Genomic DNA, 24,817 nt, shown 5'->3' with positions numbered 1-24,817 from the left:
TGTTTTAAGCATGCGCACCATGCCGATACAAACGCCACCCTCCCCAGCCAAGGAGTAGAACAGGAATGATCCATTTCAAATAATAAGCGGTAATCTCCATACGGTATTTCCATATACCGACACGCCGGCCATACTCTTTGGGGCCTGCATAAATACGGTTACCCTGCGCATTATAAAAAGCTGTAATACGGGTTGCCTCATTAGGCTCAACACCTGCTTTAAGGTAGTACGCCAACGCCAAAGCCGGTTCTTTTTGCAACTGTGCCAAGCTTAGCGGCATAACCACACCATAGTCAGGATCGAGCGTCCACCAGCGACCATCCGCATGTTTGCCACTGGCCACAACATGCCCGTCTAACCCAATAATACGTGACTTAACCCCTTGTCGCTCTAACACGCCTGTGAGTGCAATCGCACTTTGGGAACAGAGCCCAACCCCACGCTCTAAAGCTTTATCGGGATTACGGAATTCATACCCATCAAACATTTGAGGCAAGACAAACTGCCCGAACCACAAAATCCAATTTTCTGTAAAGGGTACAACGGGCGCCGAGCCATGTAGCATGGCTTTATTGACCAAAAGGGTGGCACGCGCCATCTCTAACTCACCCGCTGCAGGTGGGGTTTGCAGCTGTGTTAAGACATCAGCCTGTGTTAAGGAGCGGGCCATACCTGGTGCCACGGATGAGGCCGGTGCGTCGGGGCTACGTAAAGAGCTTCCCAAGCCCAACAGGTTGGCCAATAAAAGAGCCCCCCCCACAAGCGTCAACACCATGGATTTCATGCCATACCCTGACCGCGTCATTCAATCATCCCTTTTTTAACATCCCCACACCATTCAGGCCTTGGCCTCATTGCAATAATTATACGTCATCCCGCACAACAAACTAGAGATAACCTGCTTTTTCAACGCATATACCTGCGCCTGATCGTACATGTCACGACCCAACAAACAGCCAATCCACCCCTAACCTGGTTCTTTCATAAAACAGTATGCTTAGGTAGCCCCAAGCAAGTTAGAGCCAGATACAGGATAAAATCCATCGGCAAGTATACACAGCTCTTCTATGCGCCCATGATTTTGTCCTGTAGCACAAGCCAACGCACAGCATGGCACCGCCTAACGGTGATGCTTAAGAACAGGTCCAGACTAACCACCGAACCAGAATATTTACAACATAAACGGCCATGGGTGGGGAAGATAGACAGTAGACTGATTTCGATACAAGCCATTACGCCACACACAACGGCTGGGGCAACCGACATCCACAGGCCGCCCAGTAGATTATGCCTTCATGATCATAGGGGTTAGGCAGGTCTGATCGGATGGTCCAGGAAGAGCACGATCCAACTAGAGAGACGGGAACAAGCTAGCAACACACGTTAAACATGAAAAAAAATGCTTTTACCATAAATGTAGAAACATAGATAAACACTCAAACACAGCCTACGGATTGAGTGAAGAGAAGCGGCTGATCGAATAACCTCACAGGGACCTTACACGTTACAGGGTCATGTTCATGGTACATAGCCTTTAAGAAGCCAAGCACCCTGACCGCCTTCCCCAATACACCAAATATCCATAAGCAGCGTTTGGTATCAGCCCCCTGCCAGTTTGACTGTCAGCCCCTGCTTTTTTAAAAATGCCAGTACATGCTCACGGTGATCGCCCTGGATCTCAATCACACCATTTTTAACGGTGCCACCCGATCCACAAGCTGCTTTAAGCTGTTTGGCCATTTTCACCAAGGCTGCTGAATCTAGAGACAACCCTTTAATGAGGGTAACCCCTTTACCTTTTCTGCCTTTGGTTTCACGGGATATCCTAACGATACCATCACTTGGAGGTTGCTGCTTTTTGCGCGCACAGGAACACTGCTTGGCCACCTTGCCACAGCTCGGACAGATACGCCCCTGTTCCGTCGAGTATACAATGCGATCTTTCATACGTTTAAGCGCCTACCCTACGCCTCGACATCTACCAATCTTTGGTTAAGCACGGCCATGCGTCACCTCTAAAACAACAGATTGATGGGGAAAGGGGGAATCCCCCCCCCTCCCTTATTTCTTATTATTCATAGGTGCAGAGATATGCGGTATCAACCTCTACCTTTAATTGAAATGTTTTATTCGCATCTACTTGAAAGGATTGATTTTGAGTAAATGTCTGCCAATTTTCCTGATCCGGTAGTTTAACGGTTAGAGCCCCGCTAACGACCGTCATTGTCTCTTTTTGTGAGGTTCCAAACTCATAACGACCAGGCACCATAACACCCACCGTAGCGGGTAGAGTTTCGGTCTTAAAACCAATAGATTTGACCGAGCCATTAAAGTACTCATTCACTTCTAACATGATCTCACCACTATCTTTATCACGCACAATACGAACAGAAGAAAAGCCACCTCCTGAAAAACGGTTAGGCTTTTTTAACAAACTCCGACTTGAGCATCATGGGCCCAATTCCGGTAATTTTACAATCGATGTTATGGTCACCCTCAACAAGACGGTTGATCTTAACCTTGGTACCCACTTTTGCTACGGAAGAGGTCCCTTTGACTTTCAGGTCCTTAATCAGGGTCACAAAGTCACCATCCTGCAGGCGGTTACCATGAATATCTTTAACCACCAACTCATCACTCTCATCTGCAGCTTGGTTAGGGGACCACTCATGTCCACACTCTGGGCAAATCAGAAGTTCACCATCTTCATAGGTAAAGACGGACTCGCACTGGGGACAGGGGGGAAGTGTCTCACTCATCGTCATACTCTTACTGGTTTGGTCCTGGTTAATGGGTGAGCCCTACCCAAACGTAAGGTCACAGCTGTTTTGTATACCAGCGCAGGATAGTAGCTGATTCCACGAAAGGCAAAAAGGATTCACTGCCTACTCTTAAGATCTGCACACTCAGGTAGAGCCTGACATAAAAAACCCTAACTAAGATTGGGCCCCCCTTAGGCGGAAAAGCCCTATTAGGGTTGGCCAGCCCCTAGGCGGTACAAACGAACCGAACAATCTAAACAAAAAATCGTAAAAAACGCCGCAACTGAAACAAGAAAGAAACATGTGCGACAGCAGCTGTAACAAGTGCTCGGCTTATGGCCAAATACTATCAGAAACCCGGTTTAACCCCCTTCTGTTACAGTTACCTTACATATGTGATACAAGTGCTTACACTTGTTTATAAGAATATACTACTATTCTGAAATAGGTTCTGTCATGATGCTTCTCAACACAGCAAACAACGCCAACGGGTTCGAGTCGATGTCTGCGAGTAACACGGTTTGATGGTTGGCTTAAATAACAATTTTTTCAAATTCTGATGGAGAAAGATCATGCGTAACAAAAAAGCTCTTTTCTTGGCCCTGGCTGCTTTCACTGCTATCTCTGCTGCTTCTTTGAGCGATGCTGACGCCTTCTGGGGTCCTTGGAACAACAACGGCTTTGGTAATGGTGTTGGCAACGGTAACGGTGCTGGTAACGGTTCTGGCAACTTCGGCATGAACTTCAACATGAGTGGCAACGCCAACGCTCAAACCGCCGCCAATGCTTACAACGCTTACAATGGCTACAACGGTTACGGCCACCCTGCACACCCAGCTTGGGCTTATGCTCCTCAGGCTCCTGTTGCACCTAAGGCCCCTGAAGCACAGAAGTAAGGTTTAATTTAACCTACACAGGTTAAAGCCTATAAAAAACGCCGCGAGATCTCTCTTGCGGCGTTTTTTTGTTCGGGTCACCAACTATTGAACGGGTAAGGTCAGTAATCGTGTATGTGGCGACGTACCATGCACGGTATCCCCTGCTTTAATTAAAACTTCCGCATAACGTTTAGGAATCTTCACCCCATCTAATGAGCGGGTAAAAGGCTGTTCCTTCACATGGGGGTGCGCCAACTTTCGTTCACCCAACTTGTGTAGACCATCTGGCGTCCACACCTCCCACCGATTGGCATAGTGCTTCCAGCCTTGATCTTTGTGTTGTAACGTGACCGATAAGGTAAAAAAGCGCGCCTGTCCGTCACCTGATTGTGGTTCAAAATGGGCTTTGGCTTGAACCACTGTAACGTCCCCAGCATGGAGGGGCATGTTCGATAGAAAAAAAAGCCCCCCTGATAAGGCAACCACAACCCTTTTTTGCCAGACCATCATAAACGCCCTCCTCCATTTCAGCCCTTTTATGGGCTCAGCGAGGCGCAGCCTCAGCCATTATCGACCAATCATACGGCGTAATAACAGGCGAATGGCCACAAAAGCCCCACGTAACAGAGTACGTTTGCCTGATGGACTTAGTGACACCTTTACACCAAACAGGCGTAGCACAAACCAGCCTACGGCGAGGACAATCACAAGAATAATGGCAAGTCGTATCAGCAACACCGTTCTCCTTACCTATTAACGCTAAATGCTAAGCTCCATGCTTAGAGCCACCAACCTTTTAACACGCAATCGCACACGCTACGGCCGAATATCTTGAGCGACAACACCATGGCTCATGTACCTACACAAGACCCCAGTCAGTGTCGGCCCTGATCAACCACTACATTTTAACACGGCATCCAACCTGCCAATCTCATATGAGTTTGTGCAAAAAACGAGGTAAGGTAGCTCCCCCTACGCCAAACCAGCCGACCCCTAAGGATTATTGATACGGTGCCTGGATCGGTTTTTCCCAAAAAAGGGCATGGCCAGCCTCAGGATCCAGGACATAATCCGCAAAGCCAAAGCTTTGATAGCTGGATTTGGCAACCGTATTTTGACTGAGCACCTCCAGCGTCAGTTTACAACACCCTTGTGCGCTTGCGATGCCCTCAATTTTTTCTAGCATTTGCCGACTAATGCCTTGCCCTCTGTAGTCAGAACGCACAAAGACATCATGAATATTCATTAAGGGTTTACAGGCAAATGTTGAAAAAGCCTCAAAACCATTAAGCAAACCAACGGCCCTACCCTCTATATAAGCCAAAACTGTATAAGCATCCCTACGTTTGGCCAAAGAACCAACCAAATGTTTCAAGACATCATCGCTTAAAGCCTTCCCTCCACCCATAGGATCTTTGGCATAGAGGTTAAGCAAGTAAGGGATGTCTCTCTGATGTTGCGTGTTGGCATAATCTGCTTGTACGATCTTAAGACTCATTCTACCCCCTTTTTTACCCCTAACCTATCATCTTGAATGACATGAGATTTGGCCACGGCCTGATGTGAACCCTAAATAGATCGTCCCATACGCCCTATCAACACTTGGTTTTTAATAAAGAGAACGACAGAGAGCCCGACCATGCACCAAGCCTACCCTATTTTATACAGTTTTAGACGTTGCCCCTATGCCATGCGTGCCCGGCTGGCACTCTTTACCAGTAATGTAGTGTGTGAACTGAGGGAGGTGGTGTTAAGGGATAAACCAGCTGCTTTGATCGATCTCTCCCCCAAAGCGACGGTACCCGTTTTACACCACCCAAACGGCGCAGTGGTGGATGAAAGCCTAGATATTATGTTATGGGCTCTGGAACAGCATGATCCCCAAGGTTGGAAAAAGCCTGACATGTCTGAAATGTTGAAATTAATCAAAAGGAACGACCAATCGTTTAAACACCATTTAGATCGGTATAAATATCCTGACCGCTATGAAAACACTGACCCTTTGCAGCACCGTATGTTAGCACAAAGCATTCTGCAGCACCTTGAACAGCAACTCCAAAACACCCCCTACCTATTGGGGAATGCCCCCTGCTTAGCAGATTTTGCCATTTTACCTTTTATCCGCCAGTTTGCTTTTGTGGATAAAGCCTGGTTTGACAGCACCCCCTATACCGCCCTACAGCACTGGCTTGCCACTTTTTTAGAATCCCCTCTGTTTACAGCAATCATGCAAAAATATGCACAGTGGCATGAAGATGACAGCCCGGTATATCTGCCCACATTGCCAAAAAAGTGATCTCCAACGCTATCGTAGATCACCAAAGATATGTGGTCCAACAGGCCTCTGTCACCATCCTCATTTCATGAAACACTCCGCTCTATGGGCCGTACACACTCGATTTGACACAGCTCTTTAACCACACCTATGGGTCACCCCTTAAACAGGTTCCGCCTTGAGCTGATTTGAGTTCTCTTTTTCTCTCCTCCCAGTAATTTGTGTTTACGCCTGTTCTTTACTTATGACATAATCTGCAACGTTTTAAGTTAGAAAAATAACAAAAAATCTCCTGGGGTTTTTAATCCCTATTTGTATATTTTTTCAGACTAAATCATCACTATTGATAAATATCAATATTTTACACAGAAGTTTTATACATAGAGATACAGTACTTTATACAATCTTATAAAAACCCATGAAATGACATTTTGTCATATGAAGCACAAATGAAACCTATCTTTTTGACTTCCTGATAAAAATCAAAAAAAGAGATTGCAGTTTCCTGCCCCGTGTAACATTATATGGCAGTTACAAAAGGATATATTTTGACACTTTCTTGATAGATTTAGATATCATTTTCAAGTCTGTCATACCATCGTATAACGAAACTTTTAAAGCTGGATATTGGACCTAAACACAAGCGATTTTCTGTCTAGATTCTATGTATACGCGTTGCGGTCAGACAATCTGCTCAGGCACACATTCCAGCCAACTTAAAGACAAACATAAATGCTAGTTTGTCATACATGTTATAATCGTGATTTAAGAGGAAACCATGCGCACGCTCATTAAACTGTTCACTGCTTTGTTAATGTTGTCATCGGTCACAGCTCACGCGGGGTCTCAAGCCTCTTTTCCTACAGGCTGGGAAAACTGGCCCGTCCTGGGTGAAGGCACCATTCTTGGTCAGAGCAGTAAAATTCCTGCCTCTTTGCCACCCATCGTTATCTCTACCGTCGAGACCTACAACTGGGTCAATGATGGCGCTGGAAGCAGCTATGATGTCCGGATTGTCCCCAGCAAACCTAAACGTGCTGAATCCTATGAAGATGGGCCAACAGCTGTCTTGAACCTAAAAGATATCAAGGTTCTACTGGTCACTGAGCACTTTCTTGGGGAAGCTCAGTACGGTGCCTTTACCTATGATGGTAAAGATATCACAGCGGCCCACCCCTCACTGGATCCAAAGGTCTGCCAAGAGTGCCATTCCGGTTTTTCCGACTACTGTCAAACTGGTATGTGCAACATGCGCTAATAGGTCGGTTGTGTAGCGTAGGCATATCGGTGCAAATAAACGCACATATATGCCTGCGCACACACCAAACGACCTTAACCCCACAGGCTGAACCCGCATAAAAGGCAACACTGATTCAGATAATCGGTATAGCCCATGGAGATTTCAATGGCTGATGCGTCTCAAACCCCGACTGCACGATTGACCCTGAGACAAACCATTTTATTAAGCCCTGTGGCTTTGTTGGTTTTGCTAAGCTTAGTTCTAGGGTTAGAACGTTACTATTCAGCTTACGATGGAGCTCTTCAGTCGGTGATCAACCAAAGCCGTATTGGGGCGCAGCCTATTCTTAACCGTGTGAGCAGTGCCATGGCTGGTGGTAACTATGCTCAACTGTTGACGAGCTCAGCCGACAAACTTTATAAGGCCAACCCAAATCTCCTTTTTTTCCAACTTTCAGGCAAAACAGACAATAAAAAAGAGCCTTTTGCTATTGTCTATGACGCTCAAAAAGGCGACACCTTTCGCAGCATACTGAACCCGGGCTATATCAGTGGCCTGCAACATAAAATGCGGGCCGCACAGCCTGCACTATTAAAGGCAGAGCCTGGTACACCTAGGCACACCAAAATTCAAGAAAAAATTGCGGAATGGGGCAGCGAAGTCGCCCTATACCGAAGCGAAGTTAAAAAGGCCGATGCTCTTTTAAAAGCCAACCAACGCCCAACCGCTCAGCAATTGGCGGGGGATACCGTCTACTTTGATCAAGAGCAACTGAAGCTTCATTTGATCTTACCAACCGGTAATAAGGGGGGGGGCTCCTTATGGATGGTTATCAATGTACAAGAGCTCAAAGATATGGGCACCCAGGTCTTTTATCAGGTTGCCCCTGCTAACTTGATCACCATGACCATCGCCGTGTTTATTTCATTGATGATCAGCAACCTTGTTGCGAACCGCCTAAAAAAACTACACAGCGTCATGGACCGCATTGCCCACGGTGAGTATGAAGCAACCATTCCTGATATGGACCGTGGGGATGAAATTGGTGGTATGGCTCGGTCACTGCAGGTACTTCGTCAGAATTCAGCAACCATGGTGGCCAACTCCAACCAAATGAGTGAATTGACCGATAAGGCCATGGAGAGTGCACGTCAAGTGGCCATGGCGGCCAACCAGGCCCGTGAAGCCGTTTCTCAAATTTCATCGGGTGCCATGACTCAGATGGATGCCCTGAAACAGGTTGCCGTATCTCTGTCGCAAAGCACACAGGCCATTGCTGAAGTTGCTGAAAGCAGCAAAATGGCTTCTGAACAGTCCCGAAATGTTGCCACCATGGTTGAAGATGGCAGCCAGATGATGATTGATCTGACGGGCATTGTTCGTGGTATTGCCGAAGAGAGCAGAAAAATCAATAAAATCTCTGACGATATCACACAAATTGCGAGCCAAACCAATATGCTGGCCCTCAATGCCGCCATTGAATCTGCCCGTGCAGGTGAACATGGAAAAGGCTTTTCTGTGGTGGCAGATGAGGTCCGTAAACTGGCAGAAGGTACGCGTAATTTGACCCAGGAGATCGGTGTCATCTTGGAACGCGCCAATGAGCAGGTACAACGGGGGGTTGAGATGTCGGATCAAGTGGCCACCAATATGGGGACCATTGGCGCCAACGCCCGACGTAGTGACAACCTAGTCACCGCCATTGCCACAGCGATGGAGCAACAACAGATGACCGTGGCTGAGCTGAATACCCGCGTCAGTGAACTGAACCGTATTGGTCAATCAAATGCTGCGGCATCTGAAGAGATTGATCAAACCATGCATAACCTTGTGGATATTGCCCGCCAAAGCAGTGAACAAATTAGCAGCATTGCAGAACAAGATCAGGAAACCGAAGAGCTATTGGCAGAGGCGCAAAGTGACCGCGGCAACTGATGGTCGATATCTACTGGTTAAAGCCGGTATCTACACCTATGCCATAAAGGTAGATCAGGTCGAGCTGGTCTGTGATGCCCTGCCAATAACCAAACTCCCCCTTCTGCCCCCCTACGTAGACGGCATGATCGCTGAACGAGGGGGAATTCGGCTTCAGGTTGAGTTAAAAGCCTATGCACAAGGGTGTATGGTTCAATGGAGAGAAAGCCCCCTGGTTTGTTATCGAGACGAATCAGGTTGGGGTGTTGCTCTACGCGTGGATCAAGTGATTACGATGGTAACGGGCCTGAGCACAGACCCGGATATTTCCCTCAGTGAGCCACAACAAAACCTGGGGAAGGCATGGATTGGATCCTGCCATTACCAAGATCAAATCATCTCAATACTTGACCTTAAAGCGATGGAAATTGCCGCCGTTGCCGGTGATAACAGCTTTATCGTGCCTGATGTTTCTGTCACCAGTCATAAACCCAGCCAGTTAGAGCAACGGGACCGTTTAATGGTCGTAGAGCTCAACCAAGAAGCGCTGGCTATTCCACTGACTGATATTATTGAAGTGATGCACTTGCCGACACTGCGCCATAATTTTCATGGCGCGCAGATGGTCTCGGGTTTCTTGGAACTCAGAGAACTGACCGTCGCAGTACTTGATCTTGGCTGGCTGCTCGGCAAACCGCCCTGCCCCTCCACCATAGAGCAGCCTCAGACCATACAGCCCGAAGAGCAAGCCCTGGTTATTGTACACCACCAAGACTTCCGAATTGGTCTGATCGTGGATCGTATTTTGGGTTTGGAAAACCCCCTAAGCACCACCCTCAGTGATTTCATGCGGGGAGAACCTGGCATCTCAGGATGTTATCAAAGATCTGGCGCCCTCCCTTTACCCATCATTGATTTGACAGCGTTAGAGCATATAGGGCTGATTGAGCACTTAACCGAATGGGGGCTTTCACAGACCGAAAGCAACTTGCATCAGCAAGAACAAACCCATCGCATGCTCTTTTTTGACCTTGGGGATGAGGGCTGCTGCATGAAACTTGAGAGTGCTTGGCGTATTTTACCGTGGAAAGAGCCCGATCCGGTGCCCAATTCTCAATTTGATCACCATGCGATTGAAGGGGTGATTAGCGTCGGTGAACAGGTCGTTCCTGTGGGCAACCCGCATAAACTCTTTGGTCTCTACAGCGATGGCCAAGCTCAAGCAGGTAGTCATATTATTGCGGGCGCCCCCCCCAAACTAATCGCCTTGGCTGTTCAGGGCACACCTAAAGTACATGCCGTTCCAGAATCAGCGATTGAACATCATCTGGAAGCACAAGGTGTTTTGGGTACCGTACGCCGAGAAGGGCGCCCCCATTGGTTGTTATCCAATGAAGTTTTGGCCGCTGGGGCCAACCAGGTAGGAGAGAGTGTATGACCCCCTACTCCATTTTGATTGTGGATGACTCCCGCATGATGCGAACCATCTTGCGTCAGCTGATTGAAGTGGATAACAGCACACTTCAGGTGGCGGGTGAAGCCGCCAATGGTGAAGAGGCGCTTGAGCAGGTACGCGCACTTAAACCCGATGTCATCACCATGGATGTCGAAATGCCCACCATGGATGGCATAACCGCTGTTCGTCATATTTTAGAAGAGCATGGAGAGAGTGCACCTCCCATTATTATGGTGAGCAGCCATACGTCAGAATCCGCCCATGCAACGGTTCAAGCACTCCGTGCGGGGGCTGTCGACTTTGTGTCTAAAAAGAGCAATGTAGCGGCGTTGGATATGAGCCGTATTGACAATGAGCTTATACCTAAGCTGCAAGCCTGGGCCAAAAGGCACAGAGAACAGCCTAGCCGCCAAATAGTCCAACAACGCAGCGTTGGACAGCCAGTCACCACCATCCCTGCAGACCCCCAACAACTGCTGGAGCACGAGCAACAGGGGCAACATCAACCCAAAGCCAATTTACAGTGTATCCTTATTGGTTCGTCAACCGGGGGCCCAGCAGCATTACCCGTTCTACTTAAAGAGATGGGCAGGCCCCGTGTTCCCGTCATTATTGCCCAACATATGCCTGCTACATTTACCAATAGTTTTGCCGAAAATCTAAGTTTTGATCTGGATTATCCCGTGGAAGAGGCCACCTTTAACACACCTCTGGACCCACAAACCGTCTATATACTCCCGGGTGGCCAAGATGCCATTTTGGCCCGTACCGCGGACCGGGCGGGTTTTCAGCTTAGGCCCAAACAACATGCGGGTAACTACCACCCTGCAGCCAACCTGCTTTTTCGCTCTTCTACCCTGGTTTCCAGCAGTGCGATTGGGGTTGTGCTTACAGGTATGGGGGATGATGGTGCAGAAGGCTTGGCAGATATGGCACGACGGGGGTTCCCCACGGTGGTACAGACCCCCCACACTGCCGTTATTTCAGGCATGCCTGACTCAGCCATTGCGAAGAGTCCGGGCAGCTGGATTTTAGATGTCGCCCACATCGGTCGACACTTGGCTAAATGGATGGCTAAACATTGCCACGGTCCATAGATCTACATGGAGAGCGTACTGTGTACCAATGCTCTTCAGGTTTGCGCCCCATATCCGACAAGCTATGGAAGGCAAACCTTTCAACCAATGGAACAGGTGATACCGTGAGTAAAAAAGTTCTGATCGTCGATGACTCGTTTATCATGCGAGCCATTGTAAAAGAGATTATCGAAAGTGATGACGACTTCTCTGTTATTGCAGAAGCTGAGAATGGCCGGATTGGACTACAAATGGTCCGTGAACACACACCCGACCTTATTCTTCTGGATATTGAAATGCCCGAGATGACAGGCCTTGAGATGCTTAAACGCCTGCGCCTACTGGGTAAATTCAAAACCATCATCGTCTCTTCAGTTGGCCAAGTTGGCTCTGAAGAAGCGGTACAAGCGCGTAAACTAGGCGCTGCGGATGTGATCGCCAAACCTTCAGGCGCCATGAGTCTGGATTTGGCAGATAAACGAGGCCACGATATTGTCGCCGCCTCCCGTGCAGCTCTGGGTCTACCTCCATTGGCTGGATAAGTCACGATAATGTCTGATTTCATTGAGAGTTTATGGCAGGAATTCTCTGCTGAGACAGAAGAGCATCTCGAGCAAATCGAAACCTATTTGCTCGAAAGCAATAGTCGAGATCTGGCCCATGATGAAATCGCCGCACTGTTTCGTGCCTTTCACTCCCTAAAGGGGCTTTCACGCGCCATGAGTCTTCATGCCATGGAGACGGTTGCCCATAATGCAGAGAATCTACTGGGCCTTGTACGCAATGGGACACTGCCCAACCTCACGGAGATTAATCCTCAACTGCTTCAATCTGTGGATGAACTGCGTGCATTACGGGAGTCTGGGCTGGAAACCCGATCAGACGGCCAAGCACCACAATCCTTTGTAAATACATTAGAAAAACTCTACACCTCTCTCAATGAACCCGCTACAGCCATCAAAGCGCCAGAACCAAGCACGGTTGCCCCCATAGAGGAACCTCAACCCCAGACGCCGACACAAACGCCCGAACAGGATTTGGCGTTGGATGACAATGATGAGATGATCAGCCTTTATGCTGAAAACCTCTCTGAGCAACTCCCCCTGCTACCCGCATTGCTGGAAGAGGATGCCCAAGCCCGCAACCAAGCCCGTCAATATGCGGAAGAGCTGGCCCACGGAGCTTCTGTTGTCGGTTTTGAAGGGTTATCGGATGAACTGTCTCAACTGGCCTGTTTAAGGGATGACAGTCCCCTTAGCCAGTATATTGATCTACTTCATGAAATTGGTGCGCAGACTGAACTAATTACAGAGATGACCGGCTTTGAAACCGGACAGCAGGCCTTCCTGCAGGCTGTAGCCAGCCCCTTATTTGAAGAGTTGGCCAAACAGGGCAACGGTCTTGCCGACTATTTACACGCGTTGGATGTCAACAATCCTAACCTTGAGCAAGTACGCGCACTCACCCCAGCCCTGACCCTACTCCACCGCCTCTGTGAACTGGTGGGTGCCCCACGCATGGGTGATATTTTCTTACGTATTGCAGAGCTGTTACGGAAGGTTGACGAAAGCCAGACCAGCATGGCCACAGCACTGTTAGAAGAGCTCTCCATACTGGCCGATGGTGTAACCCTGCTGGATCCAGAATATCCTGACCTAGACCCAGACATTGCCGATGAGTTGCTCAAACAGATCAAAGAGACCTGTGATGACGGGGAAACGGTACAAGCTGTCAGCCTATCAGCCGAGCCCACCCCTTTGTTTGACAAGCACCGTATTAATGATGAACTTGTTGCGGTTTTGACAGAAAGCCAAATACAAGAGATTGAACAGCATTTACGGGATGGTTGGCAGATCTATATTGTTCATGCCTTTTTAGAACGGGACGCCCACATAGCGCAGACCTTTGTAACTTGGTTGCGTGAAGTACTCTCTGTTACCAACCGTACGCTCTTTCAAGATGAAGAGACCGGGCTGGAATTTTTACTCATGACCCCCCACGGTCCAGAGCAGCTCAGCGGCATGTTGGCTGAAGTCGATGCCGACGGTAAATGTTTACACGATTTAAAACACATTACCCCAGAACACGCAGCACAGATTAGCTTTACACAAGCACCAAAGCCGGCTCAAGAGGCCGCCCCAAAAAGTAGCAGTGGAAATACCGTAGAGACAACCCTGCGTGTACGTGCCAGTACGGTCAACACCCTGATTGATCAAGCATCCGAGTTACTCACAGCGGTGAGTGGTTTAAACGAACGGCTGCATGATGATGCCGTACAGAGCAGCTGCAAGCTCGAGCAGACATCCACCCCGCTTTTGACCCAAATGCGTGATCAAATTCATCGCATCCACCGTGACCTGCGTCTCTTACATCAAAACACCCTTGAACTACGCATGGCACCGCTACAGTTCCTATATGGACGTCTAACCCGGACTGTGCACGATCTTGCCACGACACAAGAAAAACAGATTAAATTTGATAGCTCTGGTGGTGACGTTCGGTTGGATAAAAGCATTGTTGATAGCTTAAGCGATCCACTTCTACATATGGTACGTAACAGCTGTGATCATGGGCTAGAAGAGCCTCATGAACGGGAACAACAGGGCAAATCCGCTTTGGGTTTTCTATCTATTCATGCGGAACAACAAGGTGGCGAAGCTGTTCTTACCATTCAGGATGATGGACGCGGCCTAGATGTAGAGCGTATTAAAGCTAAAGCCATTGATAAAGGACTGGTTACCCCAGAAACTGCGACCAATATGACGGATGCCGAGGCCATGCGGTTAATATTGCAGCCGGGTTTTTCAACCCGTGAGGCGATCAGTGAGACCTCTGGTCGAGGTGTTGGTATGGATGTTGTCCTGACCACCATCACCCAATTGGGGGGTGCCCTACACATTGACTCCACGTTTGGAAAAGGCACCACGTTTACCCTACGTATGCCACTGTCTACCGCCATGCAGCGGGTTGTCATTCTTCGACAAGCTGACCAATTTTGGGCTTTTCCTGAAGATTATATGCGAAAAGCCTGTGTGGTCCCCCGCCAGCAAAAGGCCACGGTGCACGGTGTGCCAGGGGTAATGCTTGATGGACAGGATTTTATCCCTCTGGTTCCTTTGGGCACCATTGTGGGCGCGGAAATTTCACCGCCTCAACCCCAAGAGCAGGCACCATCCGTGACCTTATCCCTCATTATTCTAGGTCATGGTCAACAACGAATCGCCATTGAGGTTGATGAGTTTGTTCGCCGCCAAGAGCTTATGTTTAAAGAAGTTCACCCTGCATTGGCAGCCATTCCCTCTGTGGGCGGAGCTGGCGTTATGGGGGATGGTAAAGTGGTGATTATTCTGGATGCTCTGGCTGTTCTTGGGCTGGCGTTGGAGTATGCCAAAGCTTCGGAAGCGGTATCGTGAGCCATGCTTCTTGTATAAGTGGTCACTATTTATGTGTTCGTGCGGCGGATTACCGTTTTTTAATTCCGGCAACTTCTGTACAACATGTTGGCACACGAACAGCCCAAGCTGAAACCAGTAATGAGATGTTCATACAGCGTGAACAGGAACCCATTGAGCTTTCCACCCACTTTAGCCAGGGTTTAGCTCAATCAGGTGATGTGGCTTTGGTACTGTTTAGCCAAAACCAACATGTACGCCTGTACGTTGATGAGGTCGAAGGCATGATCCCGTTGGAAAACTGCCCGGTCTACCCACTGCCTATCAGTTTTTTTCAACTGACACAGTGGTTTGAAGGCATTATCAAACAAGGTGAGAATCTCTACCCCTTATGGAAAACCAAGACGTGACGACACAACCTTACTCCTTCACAGCTCTGGCTGAGCTGCTTTTACAGCTGGAGATCCGTACTGGTAATGGCAACCCCGCACATATTAACCGGGTCACCCATGCACTAAGTGAGCTCTTTGCTGTACAGTCCGGGCAGCTGGATCAACAGCCCGCTGAAAAGCTGAGACGTATTTTAGAGCCAGCTTTAGCCGCCGTTGAAGTCAGCAGTGGGCGCCTCTACCTTATGACGGATGCCGATATTTTCTGTTGGAGTACCAACGGTACACGTCTGAGCGTTCCCTCAACTACGGAACGGGGTATTGTCAGTGCGGTATGGGAAGAAAATGAGCCTCTTAAACTGGCCACTCCCCATGAAGATGAACGGTTTGATGCGGACATTGACCTGCCCACGGGAGAAGAGATTGATGCCCTGCTGGCTCTGCCCATTACCGACCCGGGTAATCGCAAAGGGGTTTTGATTTTAGATAATCCCCATCTGGATGAAAGCACCGAAGAGGCAACAACCCTACTCAAGATGGCCGGTGCCCTTGCCTTGGGCATGGTCGCACAGCTCAACCCAGAAAGTTTAAAAGCCCCACTCATGTTACAGGACATGGAGGATTTGGACCCGGAAGGCCGGGAACGAATGCACCAAAGCCTACAGAACATTCTGGAAATTGCGACAGATATTACAGAATCCCACGCAGGGCGTATTTACATCCATCGCCCAGAACATGATGCACTGGAGATATCACATACCAGTGGCACATCCGTTAAGCTAAAGCTGGTTCCCGAGTATTGGAGTCTACCTGGTTTTGTCTACGGCACGGGAGAGTGTGTTCGCCTGCGTGATGCCTATGATGACCCCCGTTTTGATCCCATTGGTGATCAACATAATGGCTACCGTAGCCGCAATGTGATGGTGGCCCCCATTGATGATGCCACAGGCAACCGGCTTGGTGTGCTGGAAGTCCTTAACCGTAAATATGGTGATTATTCACTGGTTGATGAAAAACGCCTACAGGCCATGGCCACCCAAGCTGGCCTCTCTGTGGGGAATTTGAACGCCCTATCTCAACTGCATACCTTAAAGACCAACCAAGAAGCTGTGCTACGCACCTTAACCAATGGTGTTATCACCGTTAATCCAGACGGCTTGGTCACCTACATCAATCCAGCCGCGAGCAAACTAACCCGTGTCACCTTGGAGCCAGAGACACACATTCCTCTGGCAAAACTTTTCTCTGGTATGAATGAGTGGTTGGTCGAGGAGATTCTCAGCGCTCTGGAGAGTGGAGAAGAGAAACAGCTACAGGAAGCAGACTACGACGTTGGTACCGAAGAGTGGCTAACCCTCAATATCAAGCTAAAGTCACTCTACCATGAACGAGGCTTCCAATCCGGGGTGGTTATAACTCTGGAAGATATCACCCGAGAGAAGAGCATTCAGCGCACCATGGTGCGCTACCTGGATGGTGAATTGGTTAAAAAACTGGCTGAAGAAGATGCCAACCCGCTGTTACTCGGTCAGCAAACCGATGACATCAGTGTACTCTTTTCGGATATCCGGGGCTTTACCTCTTTGACCGAGCGCTTAGGCCCGGAAGAAACCGTGGCCATGCTTAACGAGTATTTCTCCTACATGGAAGATGTGGTCACCAACCATAAAGGTATGGTGGATAAATATATTGGTGATGCTGTTATGGCACTGTTTGGCGCCCCCAATCGTGCGGGCCAGGACGCTGACAATGCCGTACAGTGCGCAGTAGATATGCAGATTGTGCTAAAAATGCTCAACGCCCGCCGACAAGCTGCAAAAAAAGAGCCCCTAACCATTGGTATTGGGGTATCAAGCGGGTCGGTCATTACTGGTAATATTGGTTCCAGTAAGCGTATGAGCTACACCGCCATTGGTGACCCGGTTAACCTTTCTGCGCGTATTGAAAGTTTAACCAAACTCTATCGGTTAGATGTCATGATCTGCGGTAATACGCTGTCTCAATGCCAACGTGAGTTCAGAAGCCATTGTGTGGATATCATACGGGTGCGGGGCCAACATATGCCCACTAAGATCTTTGCCATCCATGACCACCACACCGAACAATCCGAAGCCATTGACGCTGCCATGGAGAATTATGAAATTGCTTTTGAAGCCTACCGCATAGGTAACTGGGACCGGGCTGTACGCTACTTCCAAAATGCAGCGGAGGGAGAAATTCAGTATGGGCCGGCCATTACACTCTTATCACGGTGTCGCAACCTTATGCTCTCCCCCATGCCCAATTGGGATGGGGTATGGACCTATAACAGTTAAGGTCTGATCTATGTGCGCTTCATCCTCTGCAAAGCCAGAGAGCATCCGCTCTTTGAATGATCCGGTCCATCAACTGGCCAGTGCCTTGAATGAACGTACTGGCATTAAGGTAACCGAACAGGTCTTGAGCAAGCTGGAACGGGTCTTTGAAGCCTTACCCACAACCGTGGTCAGTGGTTGGATTAAACAACTGGAAGCACTACCCGGTGATCACTATGAGTGGTTATCCCTCATTGAGAACCTGACGGTCCATGAAACCTCCTTCTTCCGTGACCGCAACCAGTTAAAGTTTCTTGAAGAGACCATTATTCCCGAGCTCTTAGACCGTTTACAGCAGGCTGGGGGAAAAATTATTCGTATTTGGGTGGCAGGGTGCGCCACGGGAGAGGAGGTCTACACCTACTCCATGCTGCTTGTCACAGAGCTGATTAAACGTAATCTGGCTCAGTTTGATGCAACATCTGATCACATCATTTTTCGTGCAGGATGGGGGCTGGAAATCTTGGGGAGTGATATTTCCCGCCCCGTTCTGGTCCGGGCTGAACGGGGGCACTATCTGGAATTCCCCGGGCTCTCCCCTTTTCGTAACCTGCCCGAGAGACACCGTACTTGGTTTAAAGAAGCTACAGCCTCAGATGAGGTGGAACAAAGCAGTGTGACCGCGATCTATGCGGTACACACAGCCCTAAAAAAGCTCTGTCGTTTTAAACAACATAACCTCATGCACCCCATGTCTAGGGATGAAGATCTCTTTGACTTGGTTTCATGTCGTAATGTTCTTATCTACTTTACGCCAGAGGCTAAGCAACAAGTGCTGTCGCATCTATCCCAGCGCATCAAACCCGCTCATCACCTGATATTAGGTCCAACCGACCCTGCCCCCCATAGGTTTGAGAGCATTTGGGGGGATCAGGCCGTGGTCTACCGCAAACCCGCTTGAGCAGCCCATAAAACAGGGCAGATCTCCGCCATCTACTACAGGCCAAAGCAGCTACGGTAGAGTGGCGACTCTAGCATGGCTTAAAGCCCTGTTTAGAATGTATACCGGATTAAAAACCATCCAATACATGTTTACCAATCACCCGGCCACTCTCCTGCTGTTTATGGGCAACCGTTAGGGTTTCCGCACTCATTTTTCCCAGGTTATTGGTGACGGTTGAGATCAATGTTCCCTCATCAATCAATGCAGATACCCGATTGAGCAGTTTATGCTGCTGATCCATATCCTCCATTTGGAACATGGAACGTGCGAACATAAATTCCCAGCTAAAGCTCAGAGACTTAGGCTTTGCCGCTTTAATATCAACCGCCCCTGGATCATCAATCAGTGCCACATGACCACGGGGTTTTATCAGCTCCAATATGGCAGAAAAGTGCCCCTCGGTACCTGAAAGAGAGGCCACATAACGGGGCTCCAGTTGCAGGGCTTTGACCTGATCAACCAGGGATTGATGGTGATTAACCACATGGTCAGCCCCCATTTTTTTTACCCACTCAACCGTCTCTGGGCGCGACGCTGTGGCGATAACGGTTAAGTTTGTTAGCTTTTTGGCCAACTGAATAAGGATAGATCCCACCCCACCAGCACCACCGATAATCAACACACTTTCGCCTTGGCCATCGCCCTCTTTAAAGGCAAAAGAGTCAAACAAAATTTCCCACGCGGTAATGGAAGTTAAGGGAAAACCTGCCGCTTCAGAATAGCCTAGAGAGGCTGGTTTTTTCCCCACAATGCGTTCATCCACAACATGCAAAGCAGCATTGGTACCTGGACGTGTAAGATCGCCAGCATAAAAAACCTCATCACCGACGTTAAAAAGGCTTACTTCACAGCCAACGTGCTGAACAACACCACATGCATCATAACCAATGATTTTCATCCCCTGTTCTGGTGTCATATTGCTCCGAACTTTCACATCCACAGGATTAACGGAAATCCCCCGAACCTCCACCAGTAGATCACGAGGCCCCACTTCAGGCACCTCCGCCTCAAACGCAACGAGTGCATCTGTTTGGTCAATGGGTCCGGCATGCTTGTATCCAATGGCTTTCATATCACGATCTCTCTTGGTTATGTCGCTTACCGACTAAATACCGCACTTTGTATCGACGCGACCGAAGGTTCAGGCATAAGGGTTTTACCCTATGATCATATACACCCTTCAATATAACGACCCTCATACAGACAACAGACCAGAAGTCAGCCTATTATCTGTTTGCACAGCATTCACCGTGGCTGACCCGACATTACAGGTGCAGGTAAAAGCATCGCCACACTCTATTTTATTTTTTTATTGATAGACTGCAATCTATGAGAAATTATAAGCAGACCTGAAACATAAGTAAAATTGGTAATACTCATGCCTTCTACAAGCAAAACACATAGATCACCCTTTAAGCTTGAGACCGATCTAATCACGCTTCGTTCTTTGATAGCGGTTATTGATGAGGGGGGATTTTCTGCTGCGGCTAAGCGGATTAACCGAACACAGTCGGCCATTAGCCTACAAATTGCCAAGTTGGAGCAACGACTGAATACCAAACTACTGAAACGAACCAGTCGCACCTTATCGGTTACGCCCTCAGGTGAAACATTTGTCCGCTATGCCCGTCGGATAATTGAGCTGGCAGATGAAGCCATTCTGGCGGTCTCGGCCCCTGATGAAACCACAAGATTAAGGGTGGGGTTTGCCGAGTACCTTGTTCCCCAACACCTGCACACCTTACTGGCCCGTTTTCGTCGGGCGCATCCCCATTGCGACCTCAGTTTGGTCCTTGGATCTGGCGCCCCAATGATTGAAGCTCTGCAATCTAACCAGCTAGATGTTGTTTTTGCCGGCCCCCAACCTTATCAAGGAGAGGTACTCTGGGAAGAACCCCTGGTTTGGACCGGGACCAACAACCCTGTGGAAAATCCAGAGTCCCCCATAGAGCTTATTCTTATGCACCCCCCTTGTAGTTACCGGCAAATCGCCTTTGATGCTCTCGCCAAAACAGGTACCTCTTGGAAACTATCTATTGATGCCAACTCAGTGCATGCGGTGCAATCTGCCATTCGCGCAGGACTGGGTGTGAGCATTCTCCCCCTTTCAGCTGTTGTGGATGATATGCCCATTATTGAAAACACACTACCCAAACTGCCCAACACATCTGTGATGAGTTATGTTAATTCGGATCAGTCTCACCCCTATGCACAACGGTTTATCGACTTTTTACTGGCCTGTATTGAAGAACGTATTGAGACCCATAAATCCATAAAGTTTAACCGTAAATAGAATATCCACCCAGCAACTACGTTTATGAAACATCATCAGATATAAGACACACAAGACTAGAGCGGCTGACAGACCACCGCGCTATTTAGAAGTATTCCAACAGATTCATAGAAGGATAGAACACCTCTAAAGGCAGGTACTAAGAGACTATCGATATAAAAACCTTTTAATACTTCAAATAAAAAGACCTTATCTGCAGTATAAACACATAATTTTCGACTCTTTTAAACATCAACTCTATTTAAAGCCCAAGGGTTCAGAGTACAGCTAATCATTGGCCGGTTGTTCATTTAATCCGCATATCATACCCCATAAGCCTTCTTTTACTTCCATCAACTTTCTCTTTGTATTTAAAACCGTCATTGGTGAGAGGTAATTGACGGAACTAACACACATCAATTTTACTCACAGTCAAATAGTCACTAAAAGAAAGGCCTGCATAAGTTATTCATTTTCAAACTTATTGAACGGCCTTATAGCTAATGATATGGTGACCTTAATTACTCCATTCTAAAAAAACTATTTCTTCAAGAAATCGTATTGCTCTGCCTAAGCTCAGCCTAAAAACTTGGAGAAAGGTTCCATCATGTTGACCAGTGTTCGCGCTAAAATTCTTGCCGCTCTGGCATCCATAGCCATACTCGTTACCGCTTCAAGTGCAATGGTTGTTTACCGACTGGCGGCTTCAGAGGATGATACGGCGCGCATCAACGCCTTAGGTCGTCAAAGAATGTTGTCACAAGCCATGGGCAAATCGGCGTTAGGATATGCCGCGGCCCAAGCTGGTAACACCGCTCGACTGAAGCAGATCAATACCTTGAACAGCTACATCACCAACATGCGCAAGGTCTATACGCAAACAGTGGTTAAAGCCGCCAAACAAGGGGAGTGGAGACTCTCTAAAAATCCTCAATCGCTCTCTCATCCTGCCCTGCCCTTTCCCGCGACGTATACGCGATTGGTCAATGAAGCCTTCGGCGGGCTTGGCGGTGAGATTTCTGTAGATATTTTGGCCAAATCACCCATTAACCCAGCCCAAAAGTTAAAAACTGAACAAGATAGCAAGGCCCAACTACATTTAAAAAAGGACAGCTCATCACTGTTCATGTCTGAACCGCTAAATGTAAATGGCGCTCTGTATCTCTCCTACTATTCCGCAGATCGTGCCACCGCACAGGCCTGTGTGGATTGTCATAACGCCATGGGTAGCGGAGAAACGTATGCGTTAGGTGATGTTTTAGGTATTCGTCGTTTTGATGTCCGGGTCTCCAAGGATTATGCTGCTGGGCTGCGCACCATTAATCCTTCTTTAGCTGAGTATAAAACAGCAAAAACCATTTTTCAGCGGACCTTACAGGCGGTAAAAGTTGGGGGCGATTATCCGGCTAACTTGAAAATGAGTACCAACAAACGCCTGGAAGCCATGCAGAGTGAAACAGCCCAACACCTGATCGCCAACGTTGAAAAAAAATTCACAGAGCTAGACCGTTCCGTTCAACAACTTCTAACCCCAGGTTTGGATGAAAACCACTTGGCACTCGCTCGAGAGGCTGTGCTGGTTCAATCCAACCAACTGCGTACGTTAAGTAATAATTTGGTGGTTCATGCCGCTCAAGTGGCGGATGAAAACCGCGCACAGATCTTCTGGGCATTAGGTATGGGCGGCGCGTTGGTGGCACTGCTGTTAATGGCCATTACGGTCTTTTTAAACCGTTCGGTTATCCAACCTGTCACCCGCTTGGCTGACCTGCTCAGCCGTGTTGGTGAAGGTGATTTGACCGTAGATCCACCCAAAGCTGGTGCGGATGAAGTGGGACGCGCACTCAGAGCTCTGCAAGGCACGGTTAAAAATCTGACCGGTATTATCACCGGAATTAAAAATGCCTCCATAGATCTACAAGGCTTCTCCTCTACCTTAGTCGGGGTTACCCAAGGGATGGACCAACAATCCAACCTTGTAACCCACTCTGCTCAGGATTCGGCCAATGCCACTTCTGAGATGAGCCAGCAGATGTCCGCCATTGCAGACTCAGCAGAACTGGCCAGCTCTCGCTTGCAGGAGGTATCTCACTCTGCAGATGAGATGAGTGAAAATATGGGTGCCATCTCAGCCGCTTCAGAAGAGGCAAGTGTGAACCTGTCAACCGTAGCCAGTGCCACAGAAGAAGCGGGCGCAGGTATGCAGTCGGTTACCCAGGCCAGTGAACGTATGAATGAAAACGTCACCTCGGTAGAAACTTCCATGGCTGAAATGCGACAGGCGATGGAAAGTGTCTGCGTAGAGTCTGAAGAGGCTGGCGCGGCCTCCCGTCAGGCCACCGAGTATGTGGCTAACTCAGCGCAAGTATCCCGGCAACTTTCTGACTCTGCCCAAGAGATCGGTAAGGTTGTGGAGATGATTAACAACATTGCGGCCCAAACCAACATGCTGGCCTTAAATGCCTCCATTGAAGCCGCTGGAGCGGGTGAAGCCGGTAAAGGTTTTGCTGTGGTGGCCAACGAGGTTAAAGATCTGGCCAGCCAAACCAGTAATGCTACACAACAGATCTCACAACGTATTGAGGATATCCGGGCCAATGCCCGCGAGACTGTTCGTTCGATGACAGAGGTCAGTGATATTGTTAACTCCATCAATGAGAAAAACCAGATCATTCAAGAGTCCATAACCGATCAGCAGGAAAACCTCAATACCATTTACGGTTCCATGCGGCAGGTTTCTGAAGAGACCACAGAGGTCAACCAACGGGTCTCTGAATCCAGCGCGGGCATTGATGAAGTGACCCGTAGTGCTACGGAAATTTCAACAGGCATCTCTGAGGTAACCCGCAATGTAGCCACCGCGGCTTCTGGGGTTGAACAGATGTCTCGCAATGTGGTGGAGTCCTCCAAGAGCAGTCAGGAGATCTCCCATAATGTATCCCAAGCTCAAGTCAAATCCAAAACCATGTCGGAGTCCATGCAGCGTATCAATATTGATATTCAGCAAATGGATGGCATGGGCGCCATGGTTGCTCAGTTCTCACAAGATATTAGCGCTATTGCTCAACTGCTTGAACAGCAGGTTGTTCGCTTTAAGATCCCAGAAGAAGCGGTGGATATCCAGAGTGACTTCAAACGTGTCAGTGTCTGGGGCCCCAAGTATATGTTGAATATTCCGGTTATTGATCTGCAGCATATGCGGCTCTTTGCACTGTCCGCTCGCTTACGCCGAGCCATCGAAAAAGGGCTACCTCTTATGCCCATCGTTATGGCGATGGATTCCTACGCCCGTTGGCACCTTCAGTTTGAAGAGATCCTCTTTAAACAAACAGGCTGGCCCGGGATTGCAGAACATGCCCAGCTCCACAAGGATCTACGCGCCGACCTTGATAAGTTTGGGGAGCGCTTGGGGGCACCGGGTACGAACCCTGAGAACCTAGGCAAAGAACTTTCAGATTTTGTTGAAACCTGGTTATCTGAGCATATTAGTGTTGAAGATCGGGTCTACGCGAAGTGGATGAAAGAGAATGTACCCAACCTAGACCAAATGACCCAAAAGCTGGAGGAAGAGCAAGACTATTGATCCATGCACTTGCTTCTACCTTTAAGCGTTATGGGAAAGCAAAGTCCTTGTGAACCTACAGAGGAAAAGCCCTTTTTTGTAGAGAACTCATTAAGGGCTAGGGCACGACAGACAATAAACCTTGAACAAGCGGGGGCATGATCACGCCACAGCCGAGTTGATCATGCCCCCTTGTTTTAGACATCGCCCTTATCCTTAAAACCATTCAGCCCCACGTCACACCAAACGAGCGGCTCTTCACGCCTCCCCACTGTACCGGTTTGCTCATGGGCACCCACACACG

Annotated in this window: 21 protein-coding genes; 13 read left to right on the top strand and 8 right to left on the bottom strand. The window is 48.6% G+C overall.

Annotated features, from left to right (window positions below):
- Positions 1-4 precede the first annotated feature (4 nt).
- From V5T57_RS10310 to V5T57_RS10295, 4 genes are all read right to left on the bottom strand, one after another.
- Positions 5-805 (bottom strand): transglutaminase-like domain-containing protein, encoded by an 801-nt coding sequence (locus tag V5T57_RS10310; RefSeq protein WP_332891128.1) that lies wholly within the window; start codon positions 803-805, stop codon positions 5-7.
- Between the two features lie 794 nt (positions 806-1,599).
- Positions 1,600-1,947 (bottom strand): translation initiation factor Sui1, encoded by a 348-nt coding sequence (locus V5T57_RS10305; protein WP_332891127.1) that lies wholly within the window; start codon positions 1,945-1,947, stop codon positions 1,600-1,602.
- Positions 1,948-2,071: 124 nt separating this feature from the next.
- Complete coding sequence (gene ppnP, locus V5T57_RS10300; RefSeq protein ID WP_332891126.1) at positions 2,072-2,353, bottom strand: pyrimidine/purine nucleoside phosphorylase; 282 nt, start codon at positions 2,351-2,353, stop codon at positions 2,072-2,074.
- 64 nt (positions 2,354-2,417) lie between these two features.
- Positions 2,418-2,759, bottom strand: a complete 342-nt coding sequence (locus V5T57_RS10295) for a zinc ribbon domain-containing protein YjdM (RefSeq protein WP_332891125.1) — start codon at positions 2,757-2,759, stop codon at positions 2,418-2,420.
- 575 nt (positions 2,760-3,334) lie between these two features.
- On the opposite strand from V5T57_RS10295, the gene V5T57_RS10290 reads away from it, so the two are divergent.
- Positions 3,335-3,658, top strand: coding sequence for a sulfur globule family protein (locus V5T57_RS10290; RefSeq protein WP_332891124.1), 324 nt, complete (start codon positions 3,335-3,337; stop codon positions 3,656-3,658).
- Between the two features lie 84 nt (positions 3,659-3,742).
- On the opposite strand, the gene V5T57_RS10285 is transcribed toward V5T57_RS10290, so the two are convergent.
- The 3 genes from V5T57_RS10285 to V5T57_RS10275 all read right to left on the bottom strand — a co-directional run bounded on the left by V5T57_RS10285 (position 3,743) and on the right by V5T57_RS10275 (position 5,138).
- Positions 3,743-4,150: a hypothetical protein gene (locus V5T57_RS10285; protein WP_332891123.1), complete on the bottom strand. Its 408-nt coding sequence runs from the start codon at positions 4,148-4,150 to the stop codon at positions 3,743-3,745.
- 57 nt (positions 4,151-4,207) lie between these two features.
- On the bottom strand, positions 4,208-4,375 hold the full coding sequence (locus V5T57_RS10280) for a hypothetical protein (RefSeq protein WP_332891122.1): 168 nt from the start codon (positions 4,373-4,375) through the stop codon (positions 4,208-4,210).
- A 265-nt stretch (positions 4,376-4,640) separates the two neighbouring features.
- Positions 4,641-5,138: a GNAT family N-acetyltransferase gene (locus tag V5T57_RS10275; RefSeq protein WP_332891121.1), complete on the bottom strand. Its 498-nt coding sequence runs from the start codon at positions 5,136-5,138 to the stop codon at positions 4,641-4,643.
- 141 nt (positions 5,139-5,279) lie between these two features.
- On the opposite strand from V5T57_RS10275, the gene V5T57_RS10270 reads away from it, so the two are divergent.
- From V5T57_RS10270 to V5T57_RS10225, 10 genes are all read left to right on the top strand, one after another.
- Complete coding sequence (locus V5T57_RS10270; RefSeq protein ID WP_332891120.1) at positions 5,280-5,936, top strand: glutathione S-transferase; 657 nt, start codon at positions 5,280-5,282, stop codon at positions 5,934-5,936.
- A 757-nt stretch (positions 5,937-6,693) separates the two neighbouring features.
- The gene (locus tag V5T57_RS10265; protein WP_332891119.1) at positions 6,694-7,173 is read left to right on the top strand and encodes a hypothetical protein; all 480 of its coding nucleotides are present in this window, start codon (positions 6,694-6,696) and stop codon (positions 7,171-7,173) included.
- Positions 7,174-7,320: 147 nt separating this feature from the next.
- Positions 7,321-9,090, top strand: coding sequence for a methyl-accepting chemotaxis protein (locus V5T57_RS10260; RefSeq protein WP_332891118.1), 1,770 nt, complete (start codon positions 7,321-7,323; stop codon positions 9,088-9,090).
- Complete coding sequence (locus tag V5T57_RS10255) at positions 9,074-10,507, top strand: chemotaxis protein CheW (protein ID WP_332891117.1); 1,434 nt, start codon at positions 9,074-9,076, stop codon at positions 10,505-10,507. Before V5T57_RS10260 ends, V5T57_RS10255 begins: the two co-directional genes overlap by 17 nt.
- On the top strand, positions 10,504-11,622 hold the full coding sequence (gene cheB, locus V5T57_RS10250; RefSeq protein WP_332891116.1) for a chemotaxis-specific protein-glutamate methyltransferase CheB: 1,119 nt from the start codon (positions 10,504-10,506) through the stop codon (positions 11,620-11,622). The genes V5T57_RS10255 and cheB overlap by 4 nt, the downstream gene beginning before the upstream one ends.
- 104 nt (positions 11,623-11,726) lie before the next feature.
- A complete protein-coding gene (locus tag V5T57_RS10245; RefSeq protein ID WP_332891115.1) occupies positions 11,727-12,143 on the top strand; it encodes a response regulator in 417 nt (138 codons plus the stop codon).
- A 9-nt stretch (positions 12,144-12,152) separates the two neighbouring features.
- Entirely contained in the window at positions 12,153-15,014 is a 2,862-nt protein-coding gene (locus tag V5T57_RS10240) for a chemotaxis protein CheA (protein WP_332891114.1), read from the top strand.
- Positions 15,011-15,403, top strand: a complete 393-nt coding sequence (locus tag V5T57_RS10235; protein WP_332891113.1) for a hypothetical protein — start codon at positions 15,011-15,013, stop codon at positions 15,401-15,403. Before V5T57_RS10240 ends, V5T57_RS10235 begins: the two co-directional genes overlap by 4 nt.
- On the top strand, positions 15,400-17,697 hold the full coding sequence (locus V5T57_RS10230; RefSeq protein ID WP_332891112.1) for an adenylate/guanylate cyclase domain-containing protein: 2,298 nt from the start codon (positions 15,400-15,402) through the stop codon (positions 17,695-17,697). The genes V5T57_RS10235 and V5T57_RS10230 overlap by 4 nt, the downstream gene beginning before the upstream one ends.
- 10 nt (positions 17,698-17,707) lie before the next feature.
- Entirely contained in the window at positions 17,708-18,637 is a 930-nt protein-coding gene (locus V5T57_RS10225; protein ID WP_332891111.1) for a CheR family methyltransferase, read from the top strand.
- Positions 18,638-18,746: 109 nt separating this feature from the next.
- Here the strand turns inward: V5T57_RS10225 and V5T57_RS10220 are convergent, their stop codons facing one another.
- Complete coding sequence (locus V5T57_RS10220) at positions 18,747-19,751, bottom strand: zinc-binding alcohol dehydrogenase family protein (RefSeq protein WP_332891110.1); 1,005 nt, start codon at positions 19,749-19,751, stop codon at positions 18,747-18,749.
- 306 nt (positions 19,752-20,057) lie between these two features.
- On the opposite strand from V5T57_RS10220, the gene V5T57_RS10215 reads away from it, so the two are divergent.
- A complete protein-coding gene (locus V5T57_RS10215) occupies positions 20,058-20,972 on the top strand; it encodes a LysR family transcriptional regulator (protein ID WP_332891109.1) in 915 nt (304 codons plus the stop codon).
- Between the two features lie 586 nt (positions 20,973-21,558).
- Positions 21,559-24,534: a methyl-accepting chemotaxis protein gene (locus V5T57_RS10210; protein WP_332891108.1), complete on the top strand. Its 2,976-nt coding sequence runs from the start codon at positions 21,559-21,561 to the stop codon at positions 24,532-24,534.
- Positions 24,535-24,817 lie beyond the last annotated feature (283 nt).

This window comes from Magnetococcus sp. PR-3, from assembly GCF_036689865.1.
In the GTDB taxonomy this organism is placed as follows: Bacteria; Pseudomonadota; Magnetococcia; order Magnetococcales; family Magnetococcaceae; genus Magnetococcus.
This window is presented reverse-complemented; position numbering and strand designations above follow the sequence as displayed.

Coding starts and splice junctions, on each gene's coding strand:
- V5T57_RS10310 (WP_332891128.1), bottom strand. CDS start 805: ATGACGCGGTCAGGGTATGGCATGAAATCCATGGTGTTGACGCTTGTG.
- V5T57_RS10305 (WP_332891127.1), bottom strand. CDS start 1,947: ATGAAAGATCGCATTGTATACTCGACGGAACAGGGGCGTATCTGTCCG.
- ppnP (WP_332891126.1), bottom strand. CDS start 2,353: ATGTTAGAAGTGAATGAGTACTTTAATGGCTCGGTCAAATCTATTGGT.
- V5T57_RS10295 (WP_332891125.1), bottom strand. CDS start 2,759: ATGAGTGAGACACTTCCCCCCTGTCCCCAGTGCGAGTCCGTCTTTACC.
- V5T57_RS10290 (WP_332891124.1), top strand. CDS start 3,335: ATGCGTAACAAAAAAGCTCTTTTCTTGGCCCTGGCTGCTTTCACTGCT.
- V5T57_RS10285 (WP_332891123.1), bottom strand. CDS start 4,150: ATGATGGTCTGGCAAAAAAGGGTTGTGGTTGCCTTATCAGGGGGGCTT.
- V5T57_RS10275 (WP_332891121.1), bottom strand. CDS start 5,138: ATGAGTCTTAAGATCGTACAAGCAGATTATGCCAACACGCAACATCAG.
- V5T57_RS10270 (WP_332891120.1), top strand. CDS start 5,280: ATGCACCAAGCCTACCCTATTTTATACAGTTTTAGACGTTGCCCCTAT.
- V5T57_RS10265 (WP_332891119.1), top strand. CDS start 6,694: ATGCGCACGCTCATTAAACTGTTCACTGCTTTGTTAATGTTGTCATCG.
- V5T57_RS10260 (WP_332891118.1), top strand. CDS start 7,321: ATGGCTGATGCGTCTCAAACCCCGACTGCACGATTGACCCTGAGACAA.
- cheB (WP_332891116.1), top strand. CDS start 10,504: ATGACCCCCTACTCCATTTTGATTGTGGATGACTCCCGCATGATGCGA.
- V5T57_RS10240 (WP_332891114.1), top strand. CDS start 12,153: ATGTCTGATTTCATTGAGAGTTTATGGCAGGAATTCTCTGCTGAGACA.
- V5T57_RS10225 (WP_332891111.1), top strand. CDS start 17,708: ATGTGCGCTTCATCCTCTGCAAAGCCAGAGAGCATCCGCTCTTTGAAT.
- V5T57_RS10220 (WP_332891110.1), bottom strand. CDS start 19,751: ATGAAAGCCATTGGATACAAGCATGCCGGACCCATTGACCAAACAGAT.
- V5T57_RS10215 (WP_332891109.1), top strand. CDS start 20,058: ATGCCTTCTACAAGCAAAACACATAGATCACCCTTTAAGCTTGAGACC.
- V5T57_RS10210 (WP_332891108.1), top strand. CDS start 21,559: ATGTTGACCAGTGTTCGCGCTAAAATTCTTGCCGCTCTGGCATCCATA.